The following is a 20766-nucleotide window of genomic DNA, read 5'->3' on the forward strand; positions in this document are numbered from 1 at the left end:
TCCCTTACTGAGGTATAAATCCCAGCTCCTGTAAAAGTAACATTTCAACCCGGTTGTATGCGGGCCTTTCCTTATTATTCAGTATATCCAGCCATTGCTGGGGAATATTGGTACTATCGGTTATGGTGTTTTTTAATAGTAAAAATACAATCCCTCTGACAGAACGATCGTCGGTAATATCCAGAGACTGACAAAGTAAAAAATAATCTTCAGCCTGTCGATTTATGCATGCGTAATCTTTGTCAGAAAAATAATTGGATGATGTATAATAATTATGAATATACCGAGTTAATTTCTGAATGTAATTATTCTGAGCCTGCCTGTTAAGGTTTTCATATTGTCTGTGGCTGAATGTCAGTATGGTGTTATTTTTCGATGGTATTCTTCTGGCATCAGGTCGACGAAGTGATGAAAAGTTATCTTCCCGCTCTTCTCCTGCATACCAGGTGCTGATTTTATCTATTGGGTCAATAAACAAAAGTAACTCCCGTGGGGTCAGTACGCTGACCAGCGACCATATGTTCCGTGGGTCATAAAACCGGAACAAAACTGGTTTGCTTCTTTCAGGTATATTAACCCACAGATAACGGCGAAAATGCTGCAGCACTACATGGATTTTACTGTATGAGGAGACATATATTCCCCACGGTGTATCTTTCGTACCCAGCCACGCAGTCACTTCCGGCGTTACCTCCACCAGCCAAGGAGCCAACGCCTCTAAATCTGGTTGTACAGGCGGCGGAAATAAGCAGCAGTGTGGAGGTTTTTTTTCCTGTAAAAAATCCAGCAGTCCTTCCTCCACAGCACCATCAACAATGGCGTACTGTATGGGTGCCGTTTTCATCACTTATCCTCCTTCGGGCAGTGCGCCACAAACATCGAACCACTCCCGGCTGCGGCTTTCAGGATCACCGGGCGCATCGGTAGGATCACGTCACCCGGACTGCCTCCGCCGTTAAGATTGATTTTCGCGCCCTTAATATCCACGCCACCGGAATGGATCACCACAAATGAACCGCCCACCCGCAGACTGATTTTGCTGTCGCTCTGTAACACAATATCGCCCTGTACGCTGATACCCAGTGCGCCGCTTATTTTCTGTGCCAGATCGCCTTTCACCTCCACTCCCTGATTGCCCTCTGTCAGGCTGACATGGTCTTTGGTGGTTTTATGGTCCTGTTTACCTTCAACCGTCACTTTCCGGTCATTTGCCACCACCAGGGATTCATCATGCCCGATGCTGACCGTCCGGTCATAGTTGACCCGCTTGTCTTTACTGTTCAGCACAACGACCTGCATATTTTTCTGTGCATGGATATACACCAGCTCACTGTCCGTGGCGTCTTCAAACCGCAGCTCGTTAAAGCCGCTTCCTTTATAGGTCTTCGACCGGATGGTCATCTGCGTCTTCGTCCCCGGCAGGTCTCCCGGCGAACGGTTGTCCTCATGGTAGGTCCGGCCCATGATTATCGGCTGGTCCGGGTCACCGTTCAGAAAGTCCACTATCACTTCCTGACCCACCCGCGGTATCGCCAGGTTGCCGAACCCCGGTCCCGCCCACGCCTGCGACACCCGTATCCAGCATGAACTCTCCTCCGTCATACCGTGATAACGGTCCCAGTGAAACTTCACCCGCACCCGGCCATGTTCGTCGCAGAATATCTCCTTGCCCTTCGGACCGGTGACGATGGCACTCTGCGGGCCGTCCACCTTCGGCTTCGGCAGCGGTGCGTGACGCCACGTCCTGTCTGCCGGTATCACCTCAAACTGGTTTATCAGCGTCGTTCCCTTTCCCTGACTCCCGTGCAGCGCCTGCGGCTGTTCTCCCAGCAGCGTACTTCCCACAACCTGCCATTCCCGGTTCAGCATCTTCTGCGGATGCCCCGTCAGCGTGAACCGCGTTCCCGGCCACAGCCGTGCCGTGTTACACACCCCGCTTGCCGTCTCCGACCCGTTCCGCCACCCTTCCGTCTGGTAACGCGCAAAGTCCCGCCCGTGCTGCTCATCCTTGAACCGTCCCGGATAATCAAATATCTCGTACTCCGTGTGCTGCCCGTTCAGGCTCTCCCCGTCATGGCGGTAGTACCCCGGCCACCCCGGCGTTTTGAACGTATAATCCTGCGTCTCCACCGACGCCACGCTTATCTGCGCCCGGTAACGGAACTCGCTGATATACTCCGTCGTTCCCCCGGTCGTGGTGTTCGGGTTAAACGCCAGCGCCCCCATTCCCGTCAGCCCCGCCACATCATCACACACCGCCAGCTTCTGCTCCGGCCCTTCCTTTGCGCAGCGCTCATAAAAGAAGATGCCTTCCTCCGCCCACAGTCGTGTCAGAAACGCCAGGTCGCTCTCTCCGTACTGCACGCAGAACTCCCGCGCCGGATGCTCCTCATAGAACAGCGGCATCCATGCCGTCACCCCGTTCTCGTCAAGAAGCTGGGCTGATATTGTCCGGATGTCCTGCTGCTGGAAGATACGGAAGTTCTGCCGTAACCCTGCCCGCCACAGCGGCGGGCTGATGCTCAGGGAATAACGCATCTGCCAGCCGTTATTCACCCCCGGCGACACCCCGTTCACGATACCGCTGACGTAACGCTGCGGGATATCACCCTGCCAGACCGTCAGCACCGTCTTCTTCTCCAGAAAATCCTCCGCCGTCAGGTCGGAACAGCCCGCTGGCAATCTCCACTTCCAGGATGAACGGGGTGCAGTGGTGCTGGTACAGACGGAAGCTCACCACCGCCGTCGCCATCTCCACAATGCCGTCCACCGACAGGGTGAAACGTAATCCTTCTGAGGACATATAAACCCCATAGCTACCGCACTCATGGTTCTCACTCTAAAGACTTATAAGAAAGCCTTAAGTGAGATACCCGTCAGATAGCAGCAATTAGGAAAATATTTATATATATTTCATGAATATATATTTCAGTTGGGTAATGCAGTGTATAAATATTTATCTGAACGTCTTCCTGATACAAAAAAACCGCCAGCGTTTCCGCTGGCGGTTTTCAATGTATTCAAGATTCAGCAATCAATAAAAATCACCGGTTGCCTTTTCGGCCTGATCCATCCACACCGGTTTATCGCTGGTTTTCGACCAGACGCGGTGCAGGTAGCTGTAAAAGCGGGCGCGGTCTTTCCAGAAAAGCATGAAAGGCAGCGCCAGAACGCCCGCAGCAACCGCATAAGTACGGCGTAAAAAGATAAGCCATGCAGGATATTCTTTATAGAGTTCCATACTTTTCTCCCCCTTTCTTGTATCTACCCGGTGAATGGCACCGGCAAAATGAATATGTTTATCTGATGAAAATAGTACCGCCTTTTGTGTAATTTTACCACTCATCCGACCACTTATTTTTGCTTATTGATGGTTTATTTACATTCACCGCGTAATTAAGTTACAAAAAAGTTAAAACAATACTAACCATTAGTTAGATTATGGCTTTTGCCATTTTTATACTTTTTTTACACCCCATCCGCAGATTTTTGCGAAATCTTTGCAGCCAGAATTCTACCCTTCCGGTATCACTTTTAGGCCACTGGAGGTGCACTGTGAGTGCAGGCGTGATAGCCGGCGTGTTGCTGGTGTTTTTATTACTGGGTTATCTGGTTTATGCCCTGATCAATGCGGAGACGTTCTGATGGCTGCGCAAGGGTTCTTACTGATCGCCACGTTTTTACTGGTGCTAATGGTGCTGGCGCGCCCTTTAGGCAACGGGCTGGCACGGCTTATTAATGACATTCCTCTTCCCGGTACGGCGGGCGTTGAGCACGTACTCTTTCGTGTACTTGGCGTCTCTGACCGAGAGATGAACTGGAAGCAATATCTCTCTGCCATTCTCTGTCTGAATATGTTGGGGCTGGCGGTGCTGTTTTTTATGTTACTCGGTCAGCACTATCTGCCGCTTAATCCGCAGCAGTTGCCGGGGCTGTCGTGGGATCTGGCGCTCAATACTGCCGTCAGCTTTGTCACCAATACCAACTGGCAAGCTTACAGCGGTGAAACGACGTTGAGCTATTTCAGCCAGATGGCGGGCTTAACGGTGCAAAACTTTCTTTCTGCCGCCAGCGGGATTGCGGTGATTTTTGCCCTCATCCGCGCATTTACCCGCCAGAGCATGTGCACGCTCGGCAATGCCTGGGTCGATCTGCTACGCATTACGTTATGGGTGTTAGCCCCTGTGGCGTTGTTGATCGCCCTGTTTTTTATTCAACAAGGTGCGCTGCAAAACTTTCTGCCCTATCAGGCGGTGACGACCGTCGAAGGAGCACAACAACTGTTACCAATGGGTCCGGTGGCTTCTCAGGAAGCGATCAAGATGCTCGGTACTAACGGCGGTGGCTTCTTTAATGCCAACTCATCGCATCCGTTTGAAAACCCGACCGCACTGACCAACTTCGTGCAAATGCTGGCGATCTTCTTGATCCCAACGGCACTGTGCTTTGCCTTTGGCGAAGTGGCAGGCGATCGTCGTCAGGGACGCATGTTTCTATGGGCGATGTCGGTCATTTTTGTCATCTGTGTGGCCGTGGTGATGTGGGCAGAAGTTCAGGGTAATCCACATCTGCTGACGCTCGGCGCGGACAGTAGCATCAATATGGAAGGTAAAGAGAGCCGTTTTGGCGTGCTGGTCAGCAGCCTGTTTGCAGTCGTGACTACGGCGGCTTCCTGCGGCGCGGTGATTGCGATGCATGATTCGTTTACCGCTCTCGGCGGCATGGTGCCAATGTGGCTGATGCAGATTGGTGAAGTGGTATTCGGCGGTGTCGGTTCTGGTCTTTACGGCATGATGCTGTTCGTCCTGCTGGCGGTGTTTATTGCCGGACTGATGATTGGTCGCACACCGGAATATCTGGGTAAAAAAATCGACGTGCGCGAGATGAAACTGACCGCGCTGGCGATTCTGGTCACTCCAATGCTGGTGTTGATGGGCGCGGCGCTGGCGATGATGACCGACGCCGGACGTAGCGCCATGCTCAACCCTGGCCCGCACGGTTTTAGCGAAGTGCTGTACGCCGTGTCGTCCGCCGCTAACAACAACGGCAGCGCCTTTGCCGGATTAAACGCTAACTCTCCGTTCTGGAACTGTTTGCTGGCGTTGTGCATGTTTGTCGGGCGCTTCGGGGTGATTATCCCGGTAATGGCGATTGCCGGTTCGCTGGTGAGTAAAAAGAGCCAACCCGCCAGCTCCGGCACACTGCCAACGCACGGCCCGCTGTTTGTTGGCCTGTTAATCGGCACCGTGTTGCTGGTTGGCGCACTGACCTTTATCCCTGCCCTGGCGCTTGGTCCGGTGGCTGAATATCTCTCCTGATGATATTGAGTGAGTACTGAATATGAGTCGTAAACAACTGGCGCTATTCGAACCAACACTTGTCGTTCAGGCGCTAAAAGAAGCGGTGAAAAAATTAAATCCGCAGGCGCAATGGCGCAATCCGGTGATGTTTATCGTCTGGATCGGCAGTCTGCTGACTACCTTTATTAGCATCGCGATAGCGAGCGGCGCGATGCCTGGCAATGCGCTGTTTAGTGCGGCAATTAGCGGCTGGCTGTGGGTCACCGTACTGTTCGCTAATTTCGCCGAGGCGCTGGCAGAAGGCCGCAGTAAAGCACAGGCCAACAGTCTGAAAGGGGTGAAAAAAACCGCCTTTGCCCGCAAGCTGCGCGAGCCGAAATATGGCGCTGCGGCAGACAAAGTTCCTGCCGATCAACTGCGTAAAGGCGACATCGTGCTGGTAGAAGCAGGCGATATTATCCCCTGCGATGGTGAAGTTATTGAAGGTGGCGCATCGGTCGATGAGAGCGCCATCACCGGGGAATCGGCACCGGTTATTCGTGAATCCGGCGGCGATTTTGCCTCCGTCACTGGCGGTACACGTATTCTTTCTGACTGGCTGGTGATTGAGTGCAGCGTTAACCCTGGCGAGACATTTCTGGATCGGATGATCGCGATGGTGGAAGGCGCACAGCGACGCAAAACACCGAACGAGATTGCCCTGACCATCCTGCTGGTTGCCCTGACCGTCGTCTTTTTACTGGCAACCGCAACGCTGTGGCCATTTACCGCCTGGGGCGGCAACGCGGTCAGCGTGACGGTACTGGTGGCGCTGCTGGTCTGCCTGATCCCTACCACCATCGGCGGCCTGTTGTCGGCGATCGGCGTCGCCGGGATGAGTCGAATGCTGGGCGCGAATGTAATTGCCACCAGCGGGCGTGCAGTTGAAGCGGCGGGTGACGTTGACGTTCTGCTGCTGGATAAAACCGGCACCATCACGCTAGGTAACCGTCAGGCATCGGAGTTTATCCCCGCGCAGGGCGTAGAGGAAAAAACGCTGGCCGACGCCGCGCAGCTGGCTTCGCTGGCCGATGAAACGCCGGAAGGCCGCAGCATTGTGATCCTCGCAAAGCAGCGTTTTAACCTGCGCGAGCGCGATGTGCAGTCGCTCCATGCCACCTTTGTGCCATTTACTGCGCAAAGTCGAATGAGCGGGATCAATATCGACAACCGTATGATCCGTAAAGGTTCTGTCGATGCCATTCGCCGCCACGTTGAAGTTAACGGTGGTCACTTCCCTGCCGATGTTGATCAAAAAGTCGATCAGGTTGCGCGTCAGGGGGCCACGCCACTGGTAGTAGTAGAAGGTTCCCGCGTACTGGGCGTTATTGCGCTGAAAGATATCGTCAAAGGCGGCATTAAGGAGCGCTTCGCCCAGCTGCGCAAAATGGGCATTAAAACGGTGATGATTACCGGCGATAACCGTCTGACAGCCGCCGCGATTGCTGCGGAAGCGGGCGTCGATGATTTCCTCGCCGAAGCGACACCGGAGGCCAAGCTGGCGTTGATTCGTCAGTATCAGGCGGAAGGCCGTTTAGTGGCGATGACCGGCGACGGCACTAACGATGCTCCGGCGCTGGCGCAGGCCGATGTCGCGGTAGCGATGAACTCCGGCACTCAGGCGGCGAAAGAAGCAGGCAATATGGTGGATCTCGACTCCAACCCGACCAAGTTGATCGAGGTGGTGCACATTGGCAAACAAATGTTGATGACCCGTGGCTCACTCACCACCTTCAGTATCGCCAATGATGTGGCGAAATACTTCGCCATTATTCCGGCGGCGTTCGCGGCAACGTATCCGCAGTTAAATGCGCTGAACATCATGCGCCTGCATTCGCCCGACTCCGCCATTCTCAGTGCGGTGATTTTCAACGCCTTGATTATCGTCTTTTTGATTCCCCTGGCGTTAAAAGGCGTGAGTTATAAACCGCTAACGGCTTCTGCCATGTTGCGCCGTAACTTATGGATTTACGGTCTGGGTGGGCTGCTGGTGCCGTTTATCGGTATCAAAGTGATTGATTTACTGCTGACCGTTTGCGGTCTGGTGTGAGGATTACCATGAGTGGATTACGTCCGGCATTATCGACATTTCTCTTTCTGTTACTGATTACCGGCGGTGTGTACCCGCTGCTGACCACCGCGCTGGGGCAATGGTGGTTTCCCTGGCAGGCCAATGGTTCATTGATTCGTGAAGGTGATACGGTGCGCGGCTCGGCGTTAATCGGGCAGAATTTTACCGGCAACGGCTATTTTCATGGCCGCCCGTCGGCAACGGCAGAAATGCCCTATAATCCACAGGCTTCTGGCGGGAGCAATCTGGCAGTCAGTAATCCGGAGCTGGATAAACAAATAGCTGCACGCGTTGCTGCATTACGGGCAGCTAACCCGGACGCCAGCACGAGCGTTCCGGTTGAACTGGTGACGGCGTCGGCAAGCGGGCTGGACAATAACATTACCCCGCAAGCAGCGGCCTGGCAGATCCCACGCGTGGCGAAAGCGCGTAATCTCAGCGTTGAACAGCTCACGCAACTGGTCGCAAAATACAGCCAACAACCGCTGGTGAAATATATCGGCCAGCCGGTCGTCAACATTGTCGAACTCAACCTGGCGCTGGATAAGCTTGATGAATAACGAACCCTTACGTCCCGACCCCGATCGTCTGCTGGAACAAACTGCCGCGCCGCATCGGGGAAAGCTAAAAGTTTTCTTCGGTGCCTGTGCTGGCGTCGGAAAGACCTGGGCGATGCTGGCAGAAGCCCAGCGGCTGCGGGCGCAAGGGCTGGATATTGTGGTTGGCGTGGTAGAAACCCACGGTCGGAAAGATACCGCCGCAATGCTGGAAGGTCTGGCTGTTCTACCACTGAAACGCCTGGCGTATCGTGGGCGGCATATCAGCGAGTTTGATCTCGATGCCGCCCTCGCCCGCCGTCCGGCACTGATCTTAATGGACGAACTGGCGCACAGTAATGCGCCAGGTTCCCGTCATCCTAAACGCTGGCAGGACATTGAAGAGCTGCTGGAAGCTGGCATTGATGTTTTCACTACCGTCAACGTTCAGCATCTGGAAAGCCTGAACGATGTGGTCAGCGGCGTCACCGGAATTCAGGTGCGGGAAACCGTGCCCGATCCTTTTTTCGATGCCGCCGACGACGTAGTACTGGTGGACCTGCCCCCGGACGATCTGCGTCAAAGGCTGAAAGAAGGCAAAGTCTACATTGCCGGGCAAGCGGAACGCGCCATTGAGCATTTTTTCCGCAAAGGCAATCTGATCGCCCTGCGCGAGCTGGCGCTGCGCCGTACTGCCGATCGCGTAGATGAACAAATGCGTGCCTGGCGGGGACATCCTGGCGAAGAGAAAGTCTGGCACACGCGAGACGCGATCCTTTTATGCATCGGGCATAATACCGGCAGCGAAAAACTGGTCCGCGCGGCGGCGCGGCTGGCGTCACGGTTGGGGAGCATCTGGCACGCGATATATGTTGAAACCCCTGCCCTGCACCGCTTACCGGAGAAAAAACGCCGGGCAATTCTCAGCGCCTTGCGTCTGGCGCAGGAGTTAGGCGCAGAGACGGCAACGCTTTCTGAGCCGGCGGAAGAAAAAGCGGTTGTCCGTTATGCCCGTGAACATAATCTCGGCAAGATTATTCTCGGTCGCCCGGCCTCGCGCCGCTGGTGGCGTCGGGAAACTTTTGCTGACCGACTGGCACGTATCGCCCCCGATCTCGATCAGGTACTGGTCGCGCTTGATGAACCACCCGCTCGCACCATTAATAACGCGCCGGATAGCCGCTCTTTTAAAGATAAGTGGCGCGTACAGATTCAGGGATGCATGGTTGCCGCCGCGTTATGTGCCGTTATCACCTTAATTGCCATGCAGTGGCTGATGGCGTTTGATGCCGCAAACCTGGTGATGCTGTATCTGCTTGGTGTCGTGGTGGTGGCGCTGTTTTATGGACGCTGGCCTTCGGTGGTCGCCACGGTCATTAACGTGGTGAGTTTCGATCTCTTTTTTATCGCCCCACGCGGTACGCTCGCCGTCTCTGATGTGCAATATCTGCTGACTTTCTCGGTGATGCTAACCGTCGGGCTGGTGATCGGCAATCTCACCGCTGGCGTGCGTTATCAGGCACGGGTAGCCCGTTACCGCGAGCAACGCACGCGACACTTATATGAAATGTCAAAAACGCTGGCGGTGGGCCGTAGTCCGCAAGATATCGCCGCCACCAGTGAACAGTTTATTGCTTCTACTTTTCATGCCCGCAGCCAGGTGTTGCTGCCTGATGACAACGGTATATTACTACCGCTAACGCATCCGCAGGGGATGACGCCGTGGGACGATGCTATCGCTCGCTGGAGTTTTGACAAAGGCCAACCGGCTGGTGCTGGCACCGACACCTTACCCGGCGTGCCGTACCAGATTTTGCCGTTAAAAAGCGGTGAGAAAACCTACGGTCTGGTGGTGGTAGAACCGGGGAATTTGCGCCAGTTGATGATTCCGGAACAGCAGCGCCTGCTGGAGACGTTTACGCTGTTAGTTGCCAATGCTCTGGAACGCCTAGCGCTGACCGCCAGCGAAGAACAGGCGCGGATGGCCAGCGAACGGGAACAGCTCCGCAACGCTCTGCTGGCGGCGCTTTCACATGATTTACGCACTCCGCTTACCGTGCTGTTTGGTCAGGCAGAAATTTTAACGCTCGATCTGGCGAGCGAAGGTTCTCCGCACGCTCGCCAGGCCAGCGAAATTCGCCAGCATGTGCTGAATACCACCCGACTGGTGAATAATTTGCTCGATATGGCGCGAATTCAGTCCGGCGGCTTTAATTTGAAGAAAGAGTGGTTAACGCTGGAAGAAGTGGTCGGTAGTGCGCTGCAAATGCTGGAGCCGGGATTATCATCGCCTATCAACCTTTCGCTGCCAGAACAGCTGACCTTAATCCACGTTGACGGGCCATTGTTTGAACGGGTACTGATTAATCTGCTGGAGAACGCGGTGAAATACGCCGGCGCGCAGGCTGAAATTGGTATCGATGCCCATGTAGAGGACGAGAAACTTCAACTGGATGTCTGGGATAACGGCCCCGGAATTCCACATGGCAAAGAGCAAACTATTTTCGATAAGTTTGCCAGAGGGAATAAGGAATCGGCAGTACCGGGCGTCGGGCTTGGGCTGGCAATTTGTCGGGCGATTGTAGAAATACACGGTGGCACGATTACTGCGTTCAACCGACCGGAAGGTGGCGCCTGTTTTCGTGTTACACTTCCCCAGCAAAACGCCCCTGAACTTGAAGAATTTCATGAGGATATGTGACAAACGTTCTGATTGTTGAAGATGAACAGGCTATTCGTCGCTTTCTGCGCACAGCGCTGGAGGGCGACGGTATGCGCGTCTTTGAGGCCGAAACGCTGCAACGCGGTTTGCTGGAAGCGGCGACCCGCAAACCAGATTTGATTATTCTCGATCTCGGCTTGCCCGATGGCGATGGGATTGAGTTTATCCGCGACCTGCGTCAGTGGAGCGCAGTGCCGGTGATTGTGCTTTCCGCACGTAGTGAAGAGAGCGACAAAATCGCCGCGCTGGATGCCGGAGCTGATGATTACCTAAGTAAGCCGTTTGGTATTGGCGAATTGCAGGCCCGTCTGCGCGTCGCCTTACGTCGCCACTCTGCTACCGCCGCGCCCGATCCGGTGGTGAAATTTTCCGATGTGACCGTCGATTTAGCCGCCCGGGTGATTCACCGTGGCGAAGAAGAAGTGCATTTAACGCCGATAGAATTCCGTCTGCTGGCCGTGCTGCTCAACAACGCCGGAAAAGTACTCACCCAGCGCCAGTTACTCAACCAGGTGTGGGGACCAAACGCGGTCGAACACAGTCACTATTTGCGTATTTATATGGGGCATCTGCGTCAAAAACTGGAACAAGATCCGGCTCGTCCTCGCCATTTTATTACCGAAACCGGGATTGGGTATCGGTTTATGCTTTAGGGGGCTGAATTGCCGGATGCGGCGAAAATGCCTTATCCGGCTTACAAAATCTCGCAAATTCAATATATTGCACTATCTTCGTAGGCCTGGTAAGCGTAGCGCATCAGGCAGTTATGTGTTTGTTATAAGTAAAAAGGGCGATCTTCCGACCGCCCTTTTTTATTACTTTCTGTGATTACGCGTTTTTCAGAACTTCGCTAACAATCTCAACCGCTTCTTTCTCGATCTGCTTGCGATGTTCCTCACCAAGGAAGCTTTCGCAATAAATCTTGTATGCGTCTTCCGTGCCTGACGGACGCGCGGCGAACCAGCCGTTGTCGGTCATCACTTTCAGGCCGCCGATAGAAGCACCGTTGCCAGGCGCTGCGGTCAGGCGCGCGGTGATCGGGTCGCCTGCCAGAGTGCTGGCGCTCACCATTTCTGGAGACAGCTTAGACAGTGCCGCTTTTTGTGCAGAAGTCGCGGCTGCCTGCAAACGGTTGTAGCTCGGCGCACCAAAGCGTTTTGCCAGTTCGTTGTAGTGTTCCTGCGGGTTCTTACCGGTGACAGCGGTGATTTCCGCCGCCAGCAGACACATGATGATGCCGTCTTTATCGGTTGACCACGGCGTACCGTCGAAACGCAGGAACGACGCGCCCGCGCTCTCTTCGCCGCCAAAGCCAAAGCTGCCGTCGAACAGACCATCAACAAACCATTTGAAACCTACCGGGACTTCTACCAGCTTGCGGCCCAAGTCATTGACCACGCGGTCAATCATCGCAGAAGAAACCAGCGTTTTACCGACGGCAACATCTTTGCCCCACTGCGGACGATGCTGGAACAGGTAGTTGATTGCCACCGCCAGGTAGTGGTTCGGATTCATCAAACCTGCTGGAGTGACGATACCGTGACGGTCATAATCCGGGTCGTTAGCAAACGCCAGGTCGAACTTATCACGCAGTGCCAGCAGGCCCGCCATCGCACACTCGGAGGAGCAGTCCATACGGATCGCACCGTCTTTATCAAGGTGCATAAAGCGGAACGTTTGATCGACCTGATCGTTAACGATGGTCAGGTTGAGGTTGTAATACTCGCCAATGCGCTTCCAGTATTCGATACCTGAACCGCCCAGCGGATCGACTCCCAACGTCAGGCCCGCTTTCTGAATCGCCGCCATATCGACGATATCCGCCAGACCTTCTACGAACGGTTGCACCAGATCTTGCTCTTTCACATGACCGGATGCCATCGCTTCGTCGAGGGAGATACGCTTCACGCCTTTCAGGCCATCGGTCAGCAGTGCGTTAGCTCTGTCTTCCACCACTTTGGTGACGTTGGTATCAGCCGGGCCGCCATTTGGCGGGTTGTATTTGATACCACCATCTTCCGGCGGGTTATGGGACGGCGTAATCACGATACCATCGGCCAGCGGCCCACCTTTTTTATTGTGAACCAGAATGGCGTTAGAGACGGCAGGCGTCGGAGTGAAGCCATTGTTTTCCTGCACAATAACGTCTACCCCGTTCGCTGCCAGCACTTCCAGTACAGAAATAAACGCAGGTTCGGACAGGGCGTGAGTATCTTTACCCACATAGCAAGGGCCAGTGATGCCGTTTTTCGCCCGTTCTTCGGCAATCGCCTGAGCAATAGCCAGAATGTGCGGCTCGTTAAAGCTATGGCGCGCTGCACTGCCACGGTGACCGGAAGTACCGAATTTCACCGCGTGCTCCGCATTCCCTGCTTCTGGTTTCAGTACATAATATTGCGCCGTCAGTTGGGCGACGTTTATCAAATCACTCTGCTGTGCAGGTTGACCTGCACGATTGTGGATTGCCATTGCTTTGTCCTTTATCTGCAACGTTGTTTTAAATTGTCCCGCAAACCTTTTCAATCAATTCCGCCGGGAATTGCATCGACTGCATGATGTGTTCAATCATGCTGCATTTACGGCCAGTGTTAGTGTTGGTGATCACCCAATACGGCGTGCCTGGCACATGCTTCGGCTTGGTCTGATTACCATTTTTCAGCAGCGTCTGTTCATCTGCTGCAAAGTAAACGCGCGTGCGGCCGTGCAACGATTCCGTTGCCTCGGCAAACGCCTGGGCGTCAAGAGAATATAGTGTAGACAACAACAGCATAAAGCGGTTGACCGCGCGCTTCTGCTCTGCGTATTCATCGGAAAGCAGAAGTTCACGCATTGCGCGTACTTTGTCTTTAATCGTTTTGATCGGCTTCGCTTCGACGATAGCAGGCGACGCAATGCGAACCTCTTTCGTCACCGGAGCAGCAGGCTGTGATGCGGCGGAAAATTTCAACATACGCCGTAAAATGTCGGATGCGCTCTCGCCGATATGCTTAGTGTGGCTGGCAATATAGCTGTAGAGTTCATCATCAACTTCAATCGTTTTCATCTTAATCCAGTGCGGTGTCTTAGCTGAATACAAGTCGCCGGGAGTATATGAATAAATCCCGGCAGCGGATAGCGTCAAGCCTGGCGTGCAGAAAAAATCGGATTAAACCTTATTTATTGCAGCCCTGTGGCACAATGGTCAACATAATACCCTAACCCAACTACACGAAAAAAAGAACTTTGCCATGAAATTGAATATCCGCGCGCAATCTGCACAAAATCAGCATAATAATTCTCCCATCGTCCTCGTCCACGGGTTGTTTGGCAGCCTTGACAATCTCGGCGTGCTGGCGCGCGACCTGGTAAACGATCACAATATCATCCAGGTTGATATGCGTAACCACGGACTTTCGCCTCGAGATCCGCACATGAATTACCCGGCGATGGCCCAGGATCTTGTTGATACTCTGGATGCGCTGCAGATCGATAAGGCGACATTTATTGGTCATTCAATGGGTGGTAAAGCTGTGATGGCACTGACCGCGTTGGCGCCCGACCGCATCGAGAAACTGGTAGCGATCGATATCGCGCCGGTGGATTATCACGTACGCCGTCATGATGAAATTTTCGCAGCTATCAACGCGGTCAGTGGCTCCGACGCGCAAACGCGCCAACAGGCCGCTGCTGTGATGCGCCAATATATTAATGAAGAGGGCGTGATTCAATTCCTGCTGAAATCTTTTGTTGACGGTGAGTGGCGTTTTAACGTGCCAGTATTATGGGATCAGTATCCACATATTGTTGGCTGGGAGAAAATTCCGGCATGGAACCACCCAGCTCTGTTTATTCCTGGCGGCAATTCCCCGTATGTTACTGAACAGTATCGTGATGATTTGCTGGCGCAATTCCCGCAAGCACGAGCGCATGTTATTGCAGGCGCGGGTCATTGGGTACACGCAGAAAAACCAGATGCTGTGCTGCGGGCTATCCGTCGCTATCTTAATGATTAACGCAACTGATTAAAAACCCAGCGTCCGCGCGGCATTCCGCGCGTGGGCGTTGGCGAGATTCCTCACGCTGTTGTATTATGGCGGGCTATCCATCCGGGCAGGCGCCTGGCTGATTGTTTCCCCCGAAGTCACCAAGATCATGGCCAAAGAACAAACGGACCGTACGACATTAGATCTGTTCGCGCACGAGCGTCGACCGGGACGACCGAAAACCAATCCGCTTTCGCGCGATGAACAGCTGCGTATTAATAAACGCAATCAGCTAAAACGCGACAAAGTACGTGGCCTTAAGCGTGTCGAACTGAAGCTGAATGCGGAAGCTGTCGAGGCGCTGAACGAGCTGGCGGAGTCACGTAATATGAGCCGTAGCGAACTGATCGAAGAGATATTGATGCAGCAACTGGCGGCGCTGCGTAATCAGGGCATCGTTTAATTATCCACTTTCGTGTAGCACAGTGTGCAGTCCTGCTCGTTTGCTGATTCCGCAAGACTGCCTGTTCTGCTATGATTGCCTTTATCCGTGGGCAATTTGCCACCCCCATTTCAATAAGTTTCAAGAGGTTATTTCACTCATGGCTATCACTGGCATCTTTTTCGGCAGCGACACCGGTAATACCGAAAATATCGCAAAAATGATTCAAAAACAGCTTGGTAAAGACGTTGCCGATGTCCATGACATTGCAAAAAGCAGCAAAGAAGATCTGGAAGCTTATGACATTCTGCTGCTGGGCATCCCAACCTGGTACTATGGCGAAGCACAGTGTGACTGGGACGACTTCTTCCCGACTCTCGAAGAAATTGATTTCAATGGTAAACTGGTTGCACTGTTTGGCTGTGGCGACCAGGAAGATTACGCAGAATATTTCTGCGACGCCTTAGGCACCATTCGTGACATCATTGAACCGCGCGGCGCGACCATCGTCGGTCACTGGCCAACTGCGGGCTACCATTTCGAAGCATCAAAAGGTCTGGCGGATGATGACCATTTTGTCGGCCTGGCTATCGACGAAGACCGTCAGCCAGAACTGACCGCCGAGCGTGTAGAAAAATGGGTAAAACAAATTTCTGAAGAACTGCATCTCGACGAAATTATCAATGCCTGATGTACTGCGGTGTAGACTCATGTCTACGCCGTATTAATAGATAATGCCAATCAAAATAATTGCTACAAATTTGTAACTTTTGCCGGTGTGCCTGTACAATGTCCCGGTATTCAAGTGGCCTTGCCAACGTAAATGTAAGCTATGCCACGTTTTTATTAACAATATTTGCCAGGGACTTGTGGTTTTCATTTAGGCGTGGCAAATCTATAATGATACGCATTATCTCAAGAGCAAATTCTGTCACTTCTTTTAATGAAGTGAACCGCTTAGTAACAGGACAGATTCCGCATGACTGATAACAATACCGCCCTAAAGAAAGCTGGCCTGAAAGTGACGCTTCCACGTTTAAAAATCTTGGAAGTTCTTCAGGAGCCGGACAACCATCACGTCAGTGCGGAAGATTTATACAAACGACTGATCGATATGGGTGAAGAAATTGGTCTGGCTACGGTATATCGCGTACTGAACCAGTTTGACGACGCCGGTATCGTCACCCGCCACAATTTTGAAGGCGGTAAATCCGTATTTGAACTGACCCAACAACATCACCACGATCACCTGATCTGCCTCGACTGCGGAAAGGTTATTGAATTTAGTGATGAATCTATCGAAGCGCGTCAGCGTGAAATCGCCGCGAAGCATGGCATTCGCCTGACTAACCACAGTCTTTATCTCTACGGTCACTGCGCCGAAGGCGATTGCCGCGAAGATGAGCACGCGCACGAAGGCAAATAAGTCAGCCTGAATGAGAAAAAGCCAACCTGCGGGTTGGCTTTTTATTATTGGCATAGTGCGATTTGTTCGTGCCGGATGCGGCGTGAACGCCTTATCCAGCCTACAAATCCTCTCAAATTCAATATATTGCACGAAAAGGTAGGCCTGATAAGCGCAGCGCATCAGGCAATTTAGCATTTACCATAAGTCTCAAGCCAACCTGCGGGTTGGCTTTTTTATACAAAGGAAATAAGAAAAGCGAGAGTTACAGTCTGCGTTTTTTTCTTTACTGTGTAGCGTTATTACTGCGAATTTCCTGCCAGACCTTATCACAATCGGCTTTCACCGCCTGGTCGTTGCCAGTTTGCGTCGCGCGTAGGCACTCCTGATAATCCAGCACGCGTACACTTTCCTGGTTGGCAAACTGCTGATGCTGTTTCTCTTTCTTCAGCTCATTTAACACACTCTGGCAGGCTTCAATTTTTTCTGGCGAGCCTTGTGCGGTGTTGATACAGGCGCTGTACGCCTCTTTCAGGCGGCTATCTTCCTGTGGCGCGGTTGATTGCGCACAAGCCACCAGACCCGATGCCATCATGGCGATGAGAATCAGTTTTTTCATAGCGAATTCCTCAAACGTGCGGCAGGCAAAAAACCTGCCGCGTCTGGCATCAGAAAATGGTGAACGGAGCGATAACCATAAATTTCACGTCACGCTCATCCTGGAATATGTTGCCGTAACCGCCGCCCCAGCTTGGGATATCGGAGTGATTGTCGTATTCGGTGAAGTGCAGTTTGAACATCGTGCCTTTAGCGCGACCATCCTGAATGGTGTAGACCGCATCCAGACTGTAAGCAGACTCTTCGATAGTCCGGTTCTTGTCATAATACGCATCCGGACTGCTCTGCCAGGTTGCAGGTTTCGCATCCCACGCATAAACATAAGAAGCGCCGATGGCGAAGCCGGGAAGATTCCAGTTTTTCAGATCATACATCGCACCAAAGAAGACCGCTTTTTCGCCGTTGGCGTTAAAGTCAGAGCGGTTATCCCACCAGATATCCAGGCGACCGTTTGAAGAGGCGTAAGTTGGGGTCATACGTTGCAGGAAGTATCCCTGCTGCCCATCGGCTTTCACCCAGGTGCCTTCCAGGCGCAAGTCCACCACGTCAGCAGCCCGGTAGCCAAAGGTCAACGCCTGCAACCAGGCGGTGCCGTCGTAAAGATCGTTGACGCTGCGATCGTCAACTTTGTCGCGCGTACCGTAGAATTGGTAGCTGGTGGTTAACGGGCTACCGGCGATATCAAATTTGTAGCTGGCTTTGGCAAAATACTGATCGATATAACCTTCAGCCTGACCAAATGCCGCTTCCAGCACGAAGTTATTTTTGAAGTTGTATTTCGCGCCGAGGGAGTGCAGATAATCAACTTTGGTGGTTTTATCGTTCTGATAAAACTCATCCATTTCCAGATGCCACGGCGCTTTGTATTCGTTGGTCCACATGTAGGAAAAACTCAACGCTCCGGCATCGCCGTAATCAAAATTGGCACCGGCTTCTGCGCCCTGATAGGTACCCGGCATAAAGCTCCAGTGCGGCGCTAACAGCGTTTGACCCGTTGGCTGAATGTAACCTGCCCTCGCCCACACCGGGCCGTATTTAAATTTGGCCGCTGCTTTATACAGGCTTATACCGCTTTTGTCGCCGGACCAGTCTTCGTCATAGGCTTTATTACTTTTCGAAAACGCGATTTCGTTCGGGTGTGAGCTGTCGCCGTTTTCTGCCATTTCAATCGCCGTAAACGCGGCAATATCGAGCCCGAACATATCAGCAGCATAACCAGACTGAAAATCGAGGTTGGCGTTCCAGGTGGAGTGAGAAAGGTTGGTTTTGTATTTGTCCCCGTCGGTAACATCTTTACGGTCACGTTCACGCTGCCAGTAATAGATACCGCCGGTTAAGGTTGAATCGTCGATGAATCCTTCGGCGCGAGCCTCCGGCATTGCCATAAAGCCCGACATTGCTGTAACACCGGCGATAGCCAGCGCCAGCGTACTACGTTTGCCACTAAACGTACGCATGGGTTAATCCTCTTTGACGTATAAATTGCTGCACCAAAGGTGAACAGCGAAAAAAATAAAAATTAAAAAAGTAGCGTTGAGAAAAGTCTCGCTGACTACAGGAACAGACTATTTTTCGCGACGCGAATTATCAATCTCTTTCTGTAACGAGAATGTAAGAACATGAGCAACCGCACATATTTTGATGATTTTTGTTACAAGCTTTAAGTGTGAACCAGGAGAGCATGTAGAAGAAAAAATATGTGGCTTTCCAGTAAGATGAAAGCGGTTACATTTTAATTAATTATGATTTGTGATTTTAAATTTTTTTTATGGATAAATTACGATGTGGAATTAATTCGCGATGATAAGCAGAAAAAACGCCGCAGAGCGCGGCGTTTGGGATTGTTTGCATGTTTCTTGCCGGATGCGGCGTAAACGCCACATCCGGCCTGGCGAAACTTAAAATTACTCGCCAACCTTCGCCCAGGTATCACGCAGACCAACAGTGCGGTTAAATACCGGTTTTTCCGCTGTGGAATGGCGGCTGTCGAGGCAGAAGTAGCCTTCACGCTCAAACTGGAATGCTTTACCTGCCACCGCATCTTTCAGAGACGGTTCAGCAAAGCCCTGTTTGATGACCAGAGAATCCTGGTTAATCACCGACAGGAAATCATCCGCAGCGCCTGGATTCGGCACGCTGAACAGACGATCGTACAGGCGGATTTCAACCGGCAGCGCATGTGCCGCGCTTACCCAGTGAATAACGCCTTTGACTTTACGACCATCTGCCGGATCTTTGCTTAAAGTGTCGGCATCATAAGTACAGAAGATGGTGGTGATATTGCCTTCGGCATCTTTCTCCACGCGTTCCGCTTTAATCACGTAAGCATTACGCAGGCGCACTTCTTTACCCAGCACCAGACGCTTGTACTGCTTGTTGGCTTCTTCGCGGAAATCGGCGCGATCGATCCAAATCTCACCGCTAAACGGCACCTGACGGCTGCCCATTTCTGGTTTGTTCGGATGATTCGGCATGGTGACCATTTCGCCTTCGCCCTGATAGTTTTCGATAACCAGTTTCACTGGATCGATAACTGCCATTGCGCGCGGTGCGTTCTCGTTGAGATCTTCACGGATGCAGGATTCCAGCGACGCCATCTCAATGGTGTTGTCCTGCTTGGTCACGCCAATGCGTTTACAGAACTCACGAATAGAAGCCGCGGTGTAACCGCGACGACGCAGACCCGAAATGGTCGGCATACGCGGATCATCCCAACCTTCTACGTGCTTGTCGGTGACCAGCTGGTTCAGCTTACGCTTGGACATCACGGTGTATTCCAGATTCAGGCGCGAGAATTCGTACTGGCGCGGATGAACAGGAATGGTGATGTTGTCCAGTACCCAGTCGTACAGACGACGGTTGTCCTGGAACTCCAGCGTACACAGAGAGTGCGTAATGCCTTCCAGGGCATCGCTGATGCAGTGGGTGAAGTCGTACATCGGGTAGATGCACCACTTGTTGCCGGTCTGATGGTGTTCAGCAAACTTAATGCGGTACAGCACCGGATCGCGCATCACGATAAACGGCGAAGCCATGTCGATTTTCGCGCGCAGGCAGGCTTTACCTTCTTCAAAACCACCGGCACGCATTTTTTCGAACAGCGCCAGGTTCTCTTCAACGCTACGATCGCGGTACGGGCTGTTTTTACCCGGCTGAGTCAGGGTGCCACGATATTCGCGGATCTGTTCCGGCGTCAGCTCATCGACATACGCCAGGCCTTTATTGATCAGTTCAACAGCATAGGCGTGGAGTTGATCAAAATAATCCGAGGAGTAACGGACGTTACCAGACCAGTGAAAACCTAACCACTCAACATCGTTTTTGATCGACTCGACGTACTCGATATCTTCTTTTACCGGGTTAGTGTCGTCGAAACGCAGGTTGCACTGGCCTTTATAGTCCTGGGCGATCCCGAAGTTCAGGCAGATAGATTTCGCATGGCCAATATGCAGATAGCCATTCGGCTCCGGCGGGAAACGGGTGTGTACTGTGGTGTGCTTACCACTGGCCAGATCTTCATCGATGATCTGACGAATAAAGTTAGTCGGGCGGGCTTCTGCCTCACTCATCGTGGATTCCTCAAAGCGTAAACAACGTATAACGGCGTATGATCTTATAAGCGGGACAGGCTGACAACTGTTAGTTTTTTAAAATTGATAATCTAACAGAGA

The 20766-nt window shown here is 52.5% G+C and carries 18 protein-coding genes and 1 pseudogene; 11 read left to right on the forward strand and 8 right to left on the reverse strand.

Features of this window, described 5'->3' with window-relative positions:
- Nucleotides 1–4 precede the first annotated feature (4 nt).
- From A9180_RS11530 to A9180_RS11540, 3 genes and pseudogenes are all read right to left on the reverse strand, one after another.
- Complete coding sequence (locus tag A9180_RS11530; RefSeq protein ID WP_064528932.1) at nucleotides 5–844, reverse strand: DUF4123 domain-containing protein; 840 nt, start codon at nucleotides 842–844, stop codon at nucleotides 5–7.
- Nucleotides 844–2803, reverse strand: a pseudogene (gene tssI / locus A9180_RS11535) (type VI secretion system tip protein TssI/VgrG). The gene A9180_RS11530 and the pseudogene tssI overlap by 1 nt, the downstream one beginning before the upstream one ends.
- 231 nt (nucleotides 2804–3034) lie before the next feature.
- On the reverse strand, nucleotides 3035–3241 hold the full coding sequence (locus tag A9180_RS11540) for a YbfA family protein (protein ID WP_000424791.1): 207 nt from the start codon (nucleotides 3239–3241) through the stop codon (nucleotides 3035–3037).
- Between the two features lie 314 nt (nucleotides 3242–3555).
- On the opposite strand from A9180_RS11540, the gene kdpF reads away from it, so the two are divergent.
- The 6 genes from kdpF to kdpE are packed head-to-tail and all read left to right on the forward strand — an operon-like array spanning nucleotide 3556 to nucleotide 11321.
- On the forward strand, nucleotides 3556–3645 hold the full coding sequence (gene kdpF / locus A9180_RS11545) for a K(+)-transporting ATPase subunit F (protein ID WP_064528933.1): 90 nt from the start codon (nucleotides 3556–3558) through the stop codon (nucleotides 3643–3645).
- Nucleotides 3645–5318, forward strand: coding sequence for a potassium-transporting ATPase subunit KdpA (kdpA, locus tag A9180_RS11550; RefSeq protein ID WP_064528934.1), 1674 nt, complete (start codon nucleotides 3645–3647; stop codon nucleotides 5316–5318). Before kdpF ends, kdpA begins: the two co-directional genes overlap by 1 nt.
- A 22-nt stretch (nucleotides 5319–5340) precedes the next feature.
- The gene (gene kdpB, locus A9180_RS11555; protein ID WP_064528935.1) at nucleotides 5341–7389 is read left to right on the forward strand and encodes a potassium-transporting ATPase subunit KdpB; all 2049 of its coding nucleotides are present in this window, start codon (nucleotides 5341–5343) and stop codon (nucleotides 7387–7389) included.
- 8 nt (nucleotides 7390–7397) lie between these two features.
- Nucleotides 7398–7970, forward strand: coding sequence for a K(+)-transporting ATPase subunit C (gene kdpC / locus A9180_RS11560; RefSeq protein ID WP_064528936.1), 573 nt, complete (start codon nucleotides 7398–7400; stop codon nucleotides 7968–7970).
- Nucleotides 7963–10647 carry a two-component system sensor histidine kinase KdpD gene (kdpD, locus tag A9180_RS11565; RefSeq protein WP_064528937.1) on the forward strand — a complete coding sequence of 895 codons (2685 nt, stop codon included), beginning with the start codon at nucleotides 7963–7965 and terminating at the stop codon, nucleotides 10645–10647. The genes kdpC and kdpD overlap by 8 nt, the downstream gene beginning before the upstream one ends.
- Nucleotides 10644–11321 carry a two-component system response regulator KdpE gene (kdpE, locus tag A9180_RS11570; protein WP_000186069.1) on the forward strand — a complete coding sequence of 226 codons (678 nt, stop codon included), beginning with the start codon at nucleotides 10644–10646 and terminating at the stop codon, nucleotides 11319–11321. The genes kdpD and kdpE overlap by 4 nt, the downstream gene beginning before the upstream one ends.
- Before the next feature lie 175 nt (nucleotides 11322–11496).
- Here kdpE and pgm read toward each other — a convergent pair whose 3' ends face one another.
- Together pgm and seqA are read right to left on the reverse strand one after the other, a co-directional pair.
- Complete coding sequence (gene pgm, locus A9180_RS11580; RefSeq protein ID WP_064528938.1) at nucleotides 11497–13137, reverse strand: phosphoglucomutase (alpha-D-glucose-1,6-bisphosphate-dependent); 1641 nt, start codon at nucleotides 13135–13137, stop codon at nucleotides 11497–11499.
- 28 nt (nucleotides 13138–13165) lie between these two features.
- Entirely contained in the window at nucleotides 13166–13711 is a 546-nt protein-coding gene (seqA, locus tag A9180_RS11585) for a replication initiation negative regulator SeqA (RefSeq protein WP_001515978.1), read from the reverse strand.
- 184 nt (nucleotides 13712–13895) lie between these two features.
- Here seqA and ybfF point away from each other — a divergent pair, with 184 nt between their 5' ends.
- From ybfF to fur, 5 genes are all read left to right on the forward strand, one after another.
- Nucleotides 13896–14660: an esterase gene (gene ybfF / locus A9180_RS11590; protein ID WP_064528939.1), complete on the forward strand. Its 765-nt coding sequence runs from the start codon at nucleotides 13896–13898 to the stop codon at nucleotides 14658–14660.
- Nucleotides 14661–14799: 139 nt separating this feature from the next.
- On the forward strand, nucleotides 14800–15093 hold the full coding sequence (gene ybfE, locus A9180_RS11595) for a LexA regulated protein (protein ID WP_064528940.1): 294 nt from the start codon (nucleotides 14800–14802) through the stop codon (nucleotides 15091–15093).
- A gap of 139 nt (nucleotides 15094–15232) precedes the next feature.
- On the forward strand, nucleotides 15233–15763 hold the full coding sequence (fldA, locus tag A9180_RS11600) for a flavodoxin FldA (RefSeq protein WP_010346538.1): 531 nt from the start codon (nucleotides 15233–15235) through the stop codon (nucleotides 15761–15763).
- 209 nt (nucleotides 15764–15972) lie between these two features.
- Nucleotides 15973–16059, forward strand: a complete 87-nt coding sequence (gene uof / locus A9180_RS11610; protein WP_010380762.1) for a fur leader peptide — start codon at nucleotides 15973–15975, stop codon at nucleotides 16057–16059.
- Nucleotides 16052–16498 (forward strand): ferric iron uptake transcriptional regulator, encoded by a 447-nt coding sequence (gene fur, locus A9180_RS11615; RefSeq protein WP_000131706.1) that lies wholly within the window; start codon nucleotides 16052–16054, stop codon nucleotides 16496–16498. The genes uof and fur overlap by 8 nt, the downstream gene beginning before the upstream one ends.
- A gap of 265 nt (nucleotides 16499–16763) precedes the next feature.
- Here the strand turns inward: fur and chiQ are convergent, their stop codons facing one another.
- The 3 genes from chiQ to glnS form a co-directional block, all read right to left on the reverse strand.
- The gene (gene chiQ, locus A9180_RS11620; protein WP_064528941.1) at nucleotides 16764–17096 is read right to left on the reverse strand and encodes a ChiQ/YbfN family lipoprotein; all 333 of its coding nucleotides are present in this window, start codon (nucleotides 17094–17096) and stop codon (nucleotides 16764–16766) included.
- Between the two features lie 49 nt (nucleotides 17097–17145).
- Entirely contained in the window at nucleotides 17146–18552 is a 1407-nt protein-coding gene (gene chiP, locus A9180_RS11625) for a chitoporin ChiP (protein WP_064528942.1), read from the reverse strand.
- A gap of 447 nt (nucleotides 18553–18999) precedes the next feature.
- Nucleotides 19000–20664 (reverse strand): glutamine--tRNA ligase, encoded by a 1665-nt coding sequence (gene glnS / locus A9180_RS11630; protein WP_064528943.1) that lies wholly within the window; start codon nucleotides 20662–20664, stop codon nucleotides 19000–19002.
- Nucleotides 20665–20766 lie beyond the last annotated feature (102 nt).

This window comes from Escherichia sp. B1147, assembly GCF_001660175.1.
Classification (GTDB): domain Bacteria; phylum Pseudomonadota; class Gammaproteobacteria; order Enterobacterales; family Enterobacteriaceae; genus Escherichia; species Escherichia whittamii.

Coding starts and splice junctions, on each gene's coding strand:
- A9180_RS11530 (WP_064528932.1), bottom strand. CDS start 844: ATGAAAACGGCACCCATACAGTACGCCATTGTTGATGGTGCTGTGGAG.
- A9180_RS11540 (WP_000424791.1), bottom strand. CDS start 3,241: ATGGAACTCTATAAAGAATATCCTGCATGGCTTATCTTTTTACGCCGT.
- kdpA (WP_064528934.1), top strand. CDS start 3,645: ATGGCTGCGCAAGGGTTCTTACTGATCGCCACGTTTTTACTGGTGCTA.
- kdpB (WP_064528935.1), top strand. CDS start 5,341: ATGAGTCGTAAACAACTGGCGCTATTCGAACCAACACTTGTCGTTCAG.
- kdpC (WP_064528936.1), top strand. CDS start 7,398: ATGAGTGGATTACGTCCGGCATTATCGACATTTCTCTTTCTGTTACTG.
- kdpD (WP_064528937.1), top strand. CDS start 7,963: ATGAATAACGAACCCTTACGTCCCGACCCCGATCGTCTGCTGGAACAA.
- pgm (WP_064528938.1), bottom strand. CDS start 13,137: ATGGCAATCCACAATCGTGCAGGTCAACCTGCACAGCAGAGTGATTTG.
- seqA (WP_001515978.1), bottom strand. CDS start 13,711: ATGAAAACGATTGAAGTTGATGATGAACTCTACAGCTATATTGCCAGC.
- ybfF (WP_064528939.1), top strand. CDS start 13,896: ATGAAATTGAATATCCGCGCGCAATCTGCACAAAATCAGCATAATAAT.
- ybfE (WP_064528940.1), top strand. CDS start 14,800: ATGGCCAAAGAACAAACGGACCGTACGACATTAGATCTGTTCGCGCAC.
- fldA (WP_010346538.1), top strand. CDS start 15,233: ATGGCTATCACTGGCATCTTTTTCGGCAGCGACACCGGTAATACCGAA.
- uof (WP_010380762.1), top strand. CDS start 15,973: ATGATACGCATTATCTCAAGAGCAAATTCTGTCACTTCTTTTAATGAA.
- fur (WP_000131706.1), top strand. CDS start 16,052: ATGACTGATAACAATACCGCCCTAAAGAAAGCTGGCCTGAAAGTGACG.
- chiQ (WP_064528941.1), bottom strand. CDS start 17,096: ATGAAAAAACTGATTCTCATCGCCATGATGGCATCGGGTCTGGTGGCT.
- chiP (WP_064528942.1), bottom strand. CDS start 18,552: ATGCGTACGTTTAGTGGCAAACGTAGTACGCTGGCGCTGGCTATCGCC.
- glnS (WP_064528943.1), bottom strand. CDS start 20,664: ATGAGTGAGGCAGAAGCCCGCCCGACTAACTTTATTCGTCAGATCATC.